This window comes from Paenibacillus lacisediminis, from assembly GCF_046567315.2.
Genome location: NZ_JBKIAX020000006.1, coordinates 19104 through 30877, shown reverse-complemented (window position 1 = coordinate 30877; position 11774 = coordinate 19104). Strand labels below are relative to the sequence as shown.

At 56.0% G+C, this 11774-nt stretch carries 10 protein-coding genes; 1 reads left to right on the top strand and 9 read right to left on the bottom strand.

Annotated elements, in window-relative coordinates; translation table 11 throughout:
• Window positions 1–32: 32 nt before the first annotated feature.
• From ACLD72_RS13205 to ACLD72_RS13195, 3 genes are all read right to left on the bottom strand, one after another.
• The gene (locus tag ACLD72_RS13205) at window positions 33–1286 is read right to left on the bottom strand and encodes an L-lactate MFS transporter (RefSeq protein ID WP_410995695.1); all 1254 of its coding nucleotides are present in this window, start codon (window positions 1284–1286) and stop codon (window positions 33–35) included.
• A gap of 123 nt (window positions 1287–1409) precedes the next feature.
• Window positions 1410–2135: a LytR/AlgR family response regulator transcription factor gene (locus ACLD72_RS13200; RefSeq protein WP_410995647.1), complete on the bottom strand. Its 726-nt coding sequence runs from the start codon at window positions 2133–2135 to the stop codon at window positions 1410–1412.
• The gene (locus ACLD72_RS13195; protein ID WP_410995696.1) at window positions 2132–3793 is read right to left on the bottom strand and encodes a LytS/YhcK type 5TM receptor domain-containing protein; all 1662 of its coding nucleotides are present in this window, start codon (window positions 3791–3793) and stop codon (window positions 2132–2134) included. The genes ACLD72_RS13200 and ACLD72_RS13195 overlap by 4 nt, the downstream gene beginning before the upstream one ends.
• A gap of 191 nt (window positions 3794–3984) precedes the next feature.
• Here ACLD72_RS13195 and ACLD72_RS13190 point away from each other — a divergent pair, with 191 nt between their 5' ends.
• Window positions 3985–4437, top strand: coding sequence for a V4R domain-containing protein (locus ACLD72_RS13190; protein WP_410995648.1), 453 nt, complete (start codon window positions 3985–3987; stop codon window positions 4435–4437).
• 348 nt (window positions 4438–4785) lie between these two features.
• Here ACLD72_RS13190 and ACLD72_RS13185 read toward each other — a convergent pair whose 3' ends face one another.
• The 6 genes from ACLD72_RS13185 to ACLD72_RS13160 form a co-directional block, all read right to left on the bottom strand.
• Window positions 4786–5451: a DNA-3-methyladenine glycosylase family protein gene (locus ACLD72_RS13185; protein ID WP_410995649.1), complete on the bottom strand. Its 666-nt coding sequence runs from the start codon at window positions 5449–5451 to the stop codon at window positions 4786–4788.
• Between the two features lie 16 nt (window positions 5452–5467).
• Window positions 5468–7495, bottom strand: a complete 2028-nt coding sequence (gene abc-f / locus ACLD72_RS13180) for a ribosomal protection-like ABC-F family protein (protein ID WP_410995650.1) — start codon at window positions 7493–7495, stop codon at window positions 5468–5470.
• 328 nt (window positions 7496–7823) lie between these two features.
• On the bottom strand, window positions 7824–8780 hold the full coding sequence (locus ACLD72_RS13175; protein WP_410995651.1) for a DUF4097 family beta strand repeat-containing protein: 957 nt from the start codon (window positions 8778–8780) through the stop codon (window positions 7824–7826).
• Window positions 8777–9448, bottom strand: coding sequence for a DUF1700 domain-containing protein (locus ACLD72_RS13170; protein WP_458475806.1), 672 nt, complete (start codon window positions 9446–9448; stop codon window positions 8777–8779). Before ACLD72_RS13170 ends, ACLD72_RS13175 begins: the two co-directional genes overlap by 4 nt.
• Window positions 9445–9771, bottom strand: a complete 327-nt coding sequence (locus tag ACLD72_RS13165) for a PadR family transcriptional regulator (protein WP_128630376.1) — start codon at window positions 9769–9771, stop codon at window positions 9445–9447. The genes ACLD72_RS13170 and ACLD72_RS13165 overlap by 4 nt, the downstream gene beginning before the upstream one ends.
• Before the next feature lie 352 nt (window positions 9772–10123).
• Window positions 10124–11692 (bottom strand): FAD-dependent oxidoreductase, encoded by a 1569-nt coding sequence (locus ACLD72_RS13160; RefSeq protein ID WP_410995653.1) that lies wholly within the window; start codon window positions 11690–11692, stop codon window positions 10124–10126.
• Between the last annotated feature and the right edge of the window lie 82 nt (window positions 11693–11774).

The following is an 11774-nucleotide window of genomic DNA, read 5'->3' as shown; positions in this document are numbered from 1 at the left end:
CCGCAAAGCAGTGCGTACCGGCTTTTTATAATTTAAGCCGCGTGCCTGAAAGGCTTCAGGTGCAGCCCCTTTTTCTTCATGTTTTCAACAGGTGGCTTTACGAACACCGCGATGACGACCGCGGCCAGGCAGAGCAGGCCGATGACGATGAACGCCGGCTTGAAGCCGCCCAGCATCACGGCGATAAACGAGCCGGATAGCGCGCCGATGCCGAAGCCCTGATAGATGAGGCCGTAATTTTTGCTGTGGTTGGCCAGGCCGAAGAAGTCGCCGACAATCGCCGGAAAGATCGTGATATTGCCGCCGAAGCAAAAGGCGATAACCGCCACGCAGGCGAAGAACAGACTATAATTCAGCTCAGCGAAGCTCAGGGTGAACACCGCGGCCGCCGTTACCGCCAGCGATCCGCCGATCAGACCCAGCCGGCTCATCTTATCGGACAGCGAACCAAGCACCAACCTGCCCGACGTGTTGAACAAAGCGATCAACGCGACCGCGTTGGCCGCGGCGGCCTCGTTAAGCCCGGCAAGCTGAATGCCGATGTCCTTCACGATGCCGATCAGATAAAGTCCGCTCATACAGGCGGTAAAAAAGATCGCGAACAGCATGTATGCCTCTTTTGTGCGCAGCATTTCACCCACGGTGTAATCACGCTGCCCCACGCCTGCAGCCTTGTCCGCGCCATGCGGCCGTGATCCTGCGGCCGAGACGACGGGCGAATTCTGCGCCTCGCGCACCAGCAAGGAACCGGTGGCAATCAGCGCCATGACGATCAATCCCCAGTACAGAAAAGCTCCGGAAACGCCGGCAGATTCAAGCAAAGCGCCGTTGATATACTTGAACAGCAGGCTGCCCGTGCCGTAAGCCCCGACGGAAACGCCGGAGATGAGACCCTTGCGGCCGGGAAACCATTTCAGCAGATTGGATAGTGAGGTGATATAAGCCGTCCCGTCCGCAAAGCCAACCACCACGCCGGCGAGCAAGTACAACATCGGAAGGGAACTTGCCTGCGAACTTAACATCAGGCCCAGCCCCAATAAAATGCCTGCCGCCGCCGTCAGCCTGCGCAGACCGAAGCGGTCTTGCAGTTTGCCGGCGAACAATGTGGAAAAGGCGAGCGCGAAACTTGTAATGGAGAAAGTTGTGGAAACGGAGCCAAGCTCTAACCCCAATTTGTTCGCCAATGGCTGGTTAAACAGACTCCAGGTATAGATGGTGCCAAGACCCATCTGCATAATAATGGTACCCAATACGATCGGCCACCGCTTTTCGGATCTTCCGTTCATCGCCATTCCTTCTTTCTCTCTCGATTGCGCATGAACTCTCTCACGCACCCTTATTGTAAACGAGTACGCGCGGAGCTTGGCGGGAACGGGAACGAAATGACGCGAATACGGAATGAACTGCGGCTACAGACGCATGAGCTGCCGGAATTCCTTCGCTTTGCCGCGGCTGACCGGCACTTCAAAGTCCAGATCGCGCAGCCGCAGCAGATAGGTATTGTTGAACCATGGGATGATTTCTTTGATTTTGCCGAGATTCACGATGTAGGAGCGGTGGCAGCGAAAAAAATGCTCCCGCGGCAGACGCGCCTGAAAGTCGCTGATGCTAAGCGCCATCGTGTATTCTCCGCTCTTCGTCATCACGCTGGTGCTCTTCTCCTGGGCGGCCGCATAATAAATGTCGTCGATTTCCACGACAATAATTTTCTCGTTTTTCCACAGATTGATCTTGCCGAAGGCGCCTCTTCCTTCCCCCGCGCCTCCGCTTCGGGCCGTGTGGGCCGCCTCCAGTTTGCCCAGCATATTCTGAATCCGCGCCTCGCTGTAAGGCTTGAGAATATAATCAAAAGCCTCCAGCTCGAACGCTTCCGCGGCATGCTCCTTGTAAGCCGTAGTGAACACTATAAACGGTCTGGCGGAAAATTTGCTAATCGTCTGAGCCAACAGCAGGCCGTCAATCGAGGGGATATTGATATCCAAAAACAGTACATCAACCTCCCGGCTTTGCAAGAATTTCAACGCCTCCAGCCCGTCCTCGAAACAGGCTTCGACCGTGATCGCGCTGTAGCGCTCGATCAAGTAAGCCAATTCCCGGCGGGCCAGTTCTTCATCTTCGATGATGATTGCTTTCATGAGTTCTCCTTCTTGAGGTTAAAATAAATCGCCGTTCCTTTGTCCAGCCTGTGAATCTCCAAGCCTTCTCCGTAGATCAGCTTTACCCGGCGGTGCACATTGTAGAGCCCGATCCGGTTCTCTTCCATGGAGCCTTCGTATACCTTCCGTATCGTCTCCGGCCCGATGCCGGCGCCCGTGTCGACAATGCCGATACGCACGGTGTCTCCGCGGTCTTTGACCGATATCGTGACCGTACCCTTGCCTTTTCCCTTCAAGATTCCGTGGACGATCGCATTCTCCACCAGCGGCTGGATGATCAGACTCGGAATTCGCACCTGCGTATCGTCGATATCGTAGCGCACCTCCAGCCGGCTGCCGAAACGGGCCTGCTCGATCTCCACATACTGCCGCACCTGCTGCAGCTCCTTGCTGAGATCGATCATCTCGTCCTTAAGCTCCAGATTGTAGCGCATGTATCCGGATAAATTGACGATCAGTTCGCGCGCTTTTTCCGGATCGACACGGATGGAGGAAGCGATCGCGTTGAGCGCGTTGAACAGGAAATGCGGGTGAATCCGCGTCTGCAGCGCCTTGAGCTCGGCCTTGTTGGCCATCTGCTTAAGGTCCTCAATGCGCGATACCTCCATCAGCGTGGAGATCATCTGCGATAGCCCAACCGCCATCGCCTGCAGCGAGTACGTGATTTTATGCGCCTTGGCGTAATAAATTTTCAGCGCTCCCGTCACCTCGCTCTTTTCCTTGAGCGGGATAATGATCTGCGACTTGATCCGGGGGTCGATATGGGCAGCCTCGTTATTGCGGATTGTAATTTCCCCGCTGGCCAGCGAACGCTTCGTCTCATCGCTCACAATTTCATGCCGCTTGGCATAATGTTCCTCCCCCAAACCTACGTAAGCGAGAATATAGCGGGTATCGGTGAGCGCCACGGCATCCGCGGCGATTTCGGCCTGGATGATGCGGCAGATCGTCCGCAGTGATTCGGGCGTGATGGAGCGAAAATAAGGCAGCGTTTTGTTGGCGATATCGAGCGCCAGCTTGGCCTGCCGGGCGGCGATCCGCTCCTTTTCCCCTTCCACGCTCTGCACCAGCATTACGATCAATCCCACGCAGACCTGACTGGCAATCATCGGCAGGGCGATCTGCGAAACGATGTTCAGCCCCAGCGAATACGGCTCCGCCATCCAGAGGATCAGCAGCATCGTCAGCGCTTCACAGCCCATGCCGGCGGCGATGCCGACCACCCATTTCCGCTCCGCGGTCGTGCGGATATATATGATGCTCGACACGACGCCCGCGATAATGCTCGTTAAGAGGCAGGGCAACGAGGTTACCCCGCCGATGTCGATCAGGAAGCGGTGCACGCCCGACAGGAGCCCGGTGATCAGACCGACCGCCGGACCAAAAAGTATGCCTCCCGCCATGATCGCGATAATCCGCACATTGACCAGCGAGCCTTCAACATTGATGCCGCTGTACGTTCCGAAGATCGCGAACAGACTGAAAATGGCCGTAGCCAGCGCCAGCTCCTGGCGGCTGTATTCTTTCTTCTGAAACAGCTCTTTAAAGCGCGGCAGGCGGGTCAGCACAAACAAACACATTTGCAGCAGCGCCGCCCGCTCCAGCAACTGCAGCAAAATAAACAAAGTGTGTTGCATTAATTCATCCAACCTCCTGGAATCGGGAAGAGCAAAAGGGTGCTTATTTTTACCCTATCAAGGATATGCGCCATATTTCGTGATGTATATCACATTTACAGCCGCGTATTTTTGATCTCAATCAAGGAATCGAATTCATGCTAATGATAAATTAAAAATATCTAAATTAACGAGGAAAAGAGGCATGGACGATGACAAGCTTTACATTTGAGGATTTGCAGCGGATCGATCGCGTCCGTTTGGGGGACCAGGTGCCGCTGGAGCTGTTTCGGGCGATCCGCTTGATCGGCATGCAGCAGGGGCTGCCATTGGAAGGCAAAGGAACGACGGCATCGATCGGCCGCAAAATCGGCGAAAGCCTGCCCGTGGGGACGTTGGAGGAATTGCTGGAGTTGTTCGCCAAGCTGCAAATAGGGCTGCCGCGCGTTTTGCAGCGGGATGAGCGGCTGATCCGGATTGCGGTAGACGATTGCTTCTGCAAAGGGCTGCCTGTGATCGAAGAGAAGAAGGTATGCGACTTGGAGGGGGCGATTCTGGAAGGGGCGCTTGGCAGCATACTGAACTGCAAGGTGAGCGTCCGGGAGACCAAATGCAACGTATCGGGCGACGAGCACTGCGAATATGGGATCAGGATTTATGGGTGAGGGGAGGAGTGGGTTGCGGGAGCGCATGGTGAGAGGGTAGGAGGGACGAGCGCACGGCTAACGGACACTGATGACGCTAAACTGGCGAAAATTCGCGTCCGAAAATTGTAACGGACCGAGGAGACGTTATTTCGGTCAAATCCGCCTCGATCACCTTATTTCCGGCCTAATAACGTCTGTGGAGTCCGTTACAGTGGGAAATAACCGGGAAATGAGCGAATAAGGTCATCTCGGTCCGTTAGAGGTGGTAGGGGCTACGGGCGACAGGGGGGAGCACCGGAATCGGGAGCAATTCCGCAAGCGCTCGCCCCTGTATCACCGTTTAGCAGACCGGCAACGGTAACGCAATCATAGGCGTTTACTGCGCTCTTCGAAGGTCTCTCCGGAATCGACATGCCCTTGGTTGATCGCTTCCCATAAATACAGGGAAGCGATCGATCCGTAAGGGGACCATGGCGCGGCAACCTGTTGCAAATATTTGCGGTCGTCCCGGTCCTCCATGGCGTAAAGCCATTTGGCGGCCCGCTGCAAACCGGCATCGCCGAACGACACGATGTCTTCCCGGCCCAAGGCGAAGATCAGGAACATCTCCGCCGACCATTTGCCGATGCCTTTGACGGATACAAGCGCACCTGCGACGTCTTCATTGCTCATTTCCTCCAGCTTTTCCAGCTGGAGTTCGCCGGATAGAACTTTGCCGCATAAATCGCGGATATAAGCGACTTTGGCGGCGGAGAGTCCGGCGGCCCGCAGGTCGGCGTCCGTTTGCGCCGAGAGAGCGGCCGGGGACAGCTCCCCGGCAAGCTCGATGACTCGGCCGCGAATGGTCGCCGCTGCCTTGACGGAAATTTGCTGGCTGATGATGGAGCGGGCCAGTTCGGCAAAGTGAGGTCCCTGCGGTTTGGTTGCCAGGCCGCCGATCAGCGCCGTCAGGCGCCCCATCCGCGGGTCGGCGGCGGCCAGCGCCCGGACACGGGGGTCTTCAGAATGAAGCTGGAATTTGGGGGGATTCATCGTGATCGCTCTCCTTTTATTCGGCGGATTCTTCAAGCAAGGCAAAATACTCCTCCATCATCTCGTCGAGACGTAGCTGAAGCCCCTCCCGCTCATGCTGCAACGCGATTAAACGCGCAGCGTCGCAGGCCGTCTCCGGGTCGAGCATGGTGTTATCAATCGCCGCCAGTTCAGCTTCTGTGGTGGCAATATCGACTTCCAGCTTGCGCAGGTAAGCCGGATTTGCCCGGGGCTTGCGGACGGTTTTTGCCGCTCCCTCCGCAGATCCTCCCGCATTATCGGCGGCTTTGGTTACTGTCTGGACCGCGGCGTCCGCATGGGCGGGAAGGGCGGGGGTCATCCCCGCGGCCTGAACCGAAGCGGAAGCCCAACTCGTGCTTTCGAAGCGAACCCCCGCGGCGTCCGAGCTGCGGGACAATTCCTCCCGGTAATCTTCATAGTTGCCGAGAGTAACACTCATGCGGCCGCCCTCCAATGCCCAGATCTGGCCCGCTACTTTGTTGATAAAGTAACGGTCATGCGAAACGACGAGCAGGGTGCCAGCATACTCTTCCAGCGCTTCCTCCAGCGCTTCGCGCGAGTCGATGTCCAGATGGTTGGTCGGCTCATCGAGCACAAGCAAATTCGGCTTGCGGTGCATGAGTACGGCCAGCCGCAGCCGGGTCCATTCCCCGCCCGACAGACTGCGCACCTTCTTGAACACGTCGGCGCCGTAGAACAGGAACCGGGCCAACTGATGGCGGGCCTCCCCGGTTTCGATGCCGATCTCGTCGCGGAAAAACTGCAGCACCGTTTCCTCGTGATCGGCCGGGGCCGACTGCTGCGCCAGATAACCGGCGTCGATCCGGGCGCCGAGCCGGGCTTCCCCCTCCTCCGGGGGTTCGAGGCCAAGCACGTTTTTGAGCAAGGTGCTTTTGCCGGCCCCGTTCTCTCCGATCAGGACGGCGGCTTCGCCGTACCGCAGCGTGTGCGTCAGCCCGGAATACAGCCGCCGGGCGCCTCTAACGCAGCCGACCTCGCGCAGCACGATCGCGTCATTGCCGGACCGGTCGGCCTGCTGCAGCTGGAGGCCGATCTTTTTGCGCTCCAGAATCGGACGTTTCAGCTTCACCATGCGGTCCAGCGCTTTTTGCATCGAAGCGGCGCGCCGGTGGAACGAAGGGTTCGGCGGATTGGAACGGTTGCCCCATTCGATCAGCTGCTTGATCGTTTCCTGCATTTTTTTGATCTTCTTCTGCTGCTCCTGGTAGTCGGCAAATTGCTGAAGCAGCCGCCGCTCTTTTTCCTCCTTGTACGTGCTGTAGTTCCCATAGTAGGTAAAGGCTTCGCCATCCTCCAGCTCGATGATTTTATCCGCCACCGCATCGAGAAAATACCGGTCATGGGAAATAATGACGACGGTTCCGGCAAAAGACCGGATGTAATTTTCCAGCCATTCGATCGCGGCCATGTCCAAATGGTTCGTCGGTTCATCGAGAAGCAGCAAATCCGGCTGTTGCAGCAGGATAACCGCCAGCCCCACTTTGGTTTTCTCGCCGCCGGAGAGGGAAGAGAAGGGGCGGACGAATTGCTCCGCCGGAATTCCCAGTCCGCCGGCTATCCGATCGATGGAGGCATCGATTTCATAGCCGCCTCCGCGCTCGAACGCCTCCTGCAGCTCGCCATATCGGCGGAGCAGGCCGTCCATGCCGCCTGCAGCCCCCGAATCAGCCCCGCCCGCGGACATTTCCGCCTCGAGTTGCTTCATTTCCGCCAGCATCAGGCGCAGCTCGGCAAAAGCCTCCAGCAGCACGCCGCGAACGGTTTCGCCGCTTTGGTAATCGGGAATTTGCGCCAGCGCGCCGATGCGGGCATTTTTGCGGATATGCAGCTGTCCGCGGTCGGGCGGCTCTTTGCTCGTCAGCAGCTTCATCAAGGTCGTTTTGCCTGTGCCGTTGCGGCCGATCAGGCCGACGGTCTCGCCCGTTTTGATTTCAAACGTAACATCGCTCAGCACCAGTTCGGCGCCGTAATATTTCTGTATATTTTGACATTGGATCATCATGGGTAAATTAATCTCCTTCGTTCCATGCCGTCCGTTGCCTTAAGCCTGTATCTTCAAAAAAAGAAGGCAGCAGGAAATCCTGCTGCCTTCGGTACGCACGTTAAACGTGAGGTTAAGGTAGGAGCGGCATTTCGCATTTTGGTATGGATATCGAATCGTTAAAATTGGACAGACCTATCCCGTTCACGGCTGTGCCAAAGATAATGCCAGACATTGCCAATGGCAGCTGGCTAATCCGATTCCATACAAGCTTGCGATCCACTCTACCCACCTCCTTAAATATTAGTTATGTGAATTATATGATTAATGATCTGAAAAATCAAGGGGGTTACCGAATCCGGATATCACCGGACGTTGCCCGCACCTTGATGACATCCTTCGTTTGCTGCGGTGCCTCGGGAGCTGTGATGCTGCCGGATTTCGTCTTAAGGTCGTAAACTCCCTGGAACTGCGGGTCCACGGACAGTTTTACGTTGCCGGATTGCACGGTGATGTCCAGGCTGTCCGAGCGTTGATTCTCCAGCGTAATGTTGCCGGAGGTCGCTTTAAACTTGCCATTCCCCGTGAAATCGGTGAATTTGATGTTGCCGGAACCCAACGAAGCCTCGACTCGTCCTTCCACGCCGCTCGCCGTGATATTCCCGGAAGTCGCTTTTGCCGTCAAAGCTCCCTGCAGTTCATCGATTTTGATGTTGCCGGAGGTTAGCTTGATTTCCGCGTTCCCCTGAACCTGAACCCGCTCGGCGGTAATATTCCCGTCGCTGGCCGTAAGCTTTAGGTTTTCCGCTTGAACGGAATCAGCGCGGATTTTGCCCGAGGTAACGGAAAGCTCGATATTTTCAGCCCTTAGACCGGTGAAACTGCCGCTCCCGTCGCCCGACTTGTAGCTGATCGCCTTCAGTCCGCTGTCCTTGGCCAGGGCCACGGTAATATGCTGTTTGGTCGATTGAAAATTGAGGCTGAAGAAGGACCAGTCCCATGAGTCCTGAAATTCCAGCTTAAGCGTTTGTCCGGAAATCGCGGCCGATTTTATTTTATCGATCGGTTTCTGCTTCATGTTGCCGCTGGCCTCGATATAAGCGGACCCGTCCGGGCTGTCGATAAACTCCACATCCACGTCATAATCGCCTTCAATGTGCAGATTTTCCAGCTCGCCTTCGCTGAAGGTCCACTTTTGCTGGTAGGCGGGAAGCTTCTCGCCGAAGTCAAACCGCTGGTAGGCCATGCCGGCCAGCCCGAGGACGATCAAAAACAATCCAACCAGCGTCCATTTTTTGCTGTTCACGCTTCATTCCTCCCTTTTGCCATTCGTACGTTCCAATTCCAATAACCGATGCTAACACGCCGTATTCCGGCAAAAAGATAGCGCAGACCTACCGCCAGCAAAATGCCGATCCCAACGCAGGCGACCGCGGCAAAAAGCTTGCCCAGGTTAAACTGGTGATGCACCGTAAATTCCAACCCCAAGGCGAGCGGACTAAGGATGAAGCCGAGCGCGCTGGCCGCGAAGCCGGCCAACACCGACCAGAAGGAAAGGAGCAGCGGGACGGCAACGATATTCAGGAAAAAAAGTCCGATATACACCATTACGCTGGCAAATTTCCCGCGGCGCTTGACGGCTGCCAAGCCCGGTCCGGCGTAGGAGGGCGCGGCTTCCGTCGGACGTTCGGCTCCCCCGCGCGCGGCGGGGTTCGGCTCGGGCGATCCGGCGCGGCCCTCCGGATCAGGCCCATACCAATACACATGATCCTGGGGGATGTAGCGGTTTCCGAGCGCTTCCTTGGCCAGTTCCGCCGGTTCGCCCAGTTCCAGCACGATTTCTTCTTCCGTCTTCCCGCTTTGCAGGCCGAATTCGAAATGAGCTTCGTAGTCTTCCAGCAATTCGTTTTGTTCTTCCGGCGGAAGGGCGGAGAGATGAGCTCTTAGAAGCGCTATAAATTCATTTTTATTCATAAATGGCTTCCTTTCTCGATTAATGTAGATACGCTCCGAACGAACTGTTTCCACTCGACCACCAGCCTGTTCGTATAAATTTCACCTTCGGGCGTCAGCTTGTAATATTTGCGCGGCGGGCCGCCGGTGGATTCCTGCAGGTACGTCGTGCAGTAGCCTTCATGGACCAGTCTTCGCAGCAGAGGATAAAGCGCCCCTTCGGCCACTTCGATATGCTTGGAAACGGACTGGGCGAGCTCGTAACCGTAACGGTCCCGCTGCTGAATGAGAACAAGCACGCAAAGCTCCAAGGCGCCTTTCTTGAATTGGATGCTGATGTCCATACGGTGTTCTCCTTTAGAGGTAGTTCAAAAAGTCCGGTTTTGATCACGAAGTGAATTAAGAAGTAACCCGGCATCAAATCTTCAATTCAGCCGGGCCTTCCGGCGCTCACGTACCCAAAACGTACGCTCCGCTCCTCAGTCCCTAGCTTCATCCAACCTTCTCGGTGCTGAAAACCGGCCTTTTTGAACACGCATTTATAATAGTTCTCACACTACTGAACAATAATCAGTATCGCTGAAAGCATAATATCATACAGTACTGAACAAAGCAAGGTAGTGAATAAAAAAAAACATCCGCCGAGGCCCTTCTTTCTAGTTGAGAAGTAAGTACCTTAGCGGATGCTGCGCTATCCTAGCTTTTCATTTGCTCGGGCTGCCGGTGCAGCCGAGGTAGATCTTTGGTTGCCGGCCCTTCGATCACCGCGCCCTTATAATCAAACCGTGAGCCGTGACAAGGGCAGTCCCATGAGCGTTCCGCTTCGTTCCATTTGACCTCGCAGCCCATGTGCGTGCACGTCGTGTCCACCAAATAGAGCAGGCCATCGTCATCGCGGTACGCGCCAGCTCTTTTGCCGCGGTGCTTGACGACGGCGCCCTGGCCGGGAACGAGATCCTCGGGCTTCAGGTGAACAAGCTCCACCTTGCCGGTCACCCACTCTTTGGCCACATCGGCGTTTTGCCGGGCCAAATTTTTGATCGCGGGGTCCGCCTTGAAACGCGAAGGCGTAAATAAGCGCTCGTACCGGTTTTCCTTTTCCAGGATCAGGTCCCGGATGAGGTGCGCGGACACCGTGCTGTTGGTCATCCCCCATTTGGCAAAGCCGGTCGCAACGTAAATGTTGCGGCGGTCTTCCGTGAGGCGGCCGATATAAGGCACGTCGTCCATCGTCATCAAGTCCTGCGTCGACCAGCGGTAGGGGATCGATCTGATCCCTAATACCGACTGTCCGAATTCCGCCAGTGCTTCGTAACATTTGATCGTGCAGTCGTTTTTTCCGGTTTTGTGCGATTCCCCTCCGGCGATCACCACCGTTTTGCCGTTCAGCTCGGCGGAGCGCAGCGAGCGTTTAGGGTTCCCGCAGTTGATGTACATGCCTCCGGGGTACGGCTGCTCGGGCTCGAAGGCGACCGCGTAGGATCGCTCGGAATAGAGGCGGGAAAAATACAACCCTTTGCCGTCGATGAACGGGAAGTGGGAAGCGGAAACGGCATGGCGGCAGATGACTGTATGCCCGTCTTCGGAGGCCAGCTTGAGCCGGCCATCGTCCAAGTCCTCGGCGGGATCTCTCATGGTGGTGTTCTCGTAAAAAGTACCGCCGTTCTCAGCCACGAACTCGGCCAAATCGCGCAAGTAATGGAGCGGATGGAACTGGGCCTGGTTTTTCAGCAAGATCGCCCCTTTGGCGGATAGCGGTAAGGATAGGTCATCGCGCCATTCGGCAGGCAGGTCAAGCTCCTCGTAAGCCTTCCATTCGGCCTCCAGCTGCTGCAGCTGTTCATCCGAATCGGCGTACAGACAGGCATCTTCGCGGCGGAATTGACAGTCGATTTTCCGCGTTTTAATCGTGTTCGCAATAAAGCCAAGCGCTTCCTCGTTGGCTTCGTAATACAGCCGTGCCCCTTCTTTGCCAAAATGGTTAAGTAGCTTGTCGTAAATCAGCCCGTGCTGGGCCGTGACTTTTGCCGTCGTATAGCCGGTTGTTCCGTCGAGAATTTTTCCGGCGTCGATAACGGCTACTTTCAATCCGGCCTGGACCAGTAAATAGGCGGTCGTAATGCCGACGATGCCGGCCCCCGCAATGAGCACATCGGTTTCAATATCGTTTTTCAATGGTTCAAAGGCAGGCAGAGCGGTCGTTTTCCGCCACATGGATTCCGGCAACTGCGGCAATGCGCCGGATGGGGAAGTATGGTTTGACATGCCTTGTTCCTCCTTGGGTTCGTCAGTATGGTTTCATTATTTCCATCACCGGCTGGTTAAAAACGAATAAAATAGGATTTGA

Bases quoted from the DNA above. Each gene is read 5' to 3' on its own strand.
- ACLD72_RS13205 (WP_410995695.1), bottom strand. From the start codon at position 1,286: ATGAACGGAAGATCCGAAAAGCGGTGGCCGATCGTATTGGGTACCATT.
- ACLD72_RS13200 (WP_410995647.1), bottom strand. From the start codon at position 2,135: ATGAAAGCAATCATCATCGAAGATGAAGAACTGGCCCGCCGGGAATTG.
- ACLD72_RS13195 (WP_410995696.1), bottom strand. From the start codon at position 3,793: ATGCAACACACTTTGTTTATTTTGCTGCAGTTGCTGGAGCGGGCGGCG.
- ACLD72_RS13190 (WP_410995648.1), top strand. From the start codon at position 3,985: ATGACAAGCTTTACATTTGAGGATTTGCAGCGGATCGATCGCGTCCGT.
- ACLD72_RS13185 (WP_410995649.1), bottom strand. From the start codon at position 5,451: ATGAATCCCCCCAAATTCCAGCTTCATTCTGAAGACCCCCGTGTCCGG.
- abc-f (WP_410995650.1), bottom strand. From the start codon at position 7,495: ATGATGATCCAATGTCAAAATATACAGAAATATTACGGCGCCGAACTG.
- ACLD72_RS13170 (WP_458475806.1), bottom strand. From the start codon at position 9,448: ATGAATAAAAATGAATTTATAGCGCTTCTAAGAGCTCATCTCTCCGCC.
- ACLD72_RS13165 (WP_128630376.1), bottom strand. From the start codon at position 9,771: ATGGACATCAGCATCCAATTCAAGAAAGGCGCCTTGGAGCTTTGCGTG.
- ACLD72_RS13160 (WP_410995653.1), bottom strand. From the start codon at position 11,692: ATGTCAAACCATACTTCCCCATCCGGCGCATTGCCGCAGTTGCCGGAA.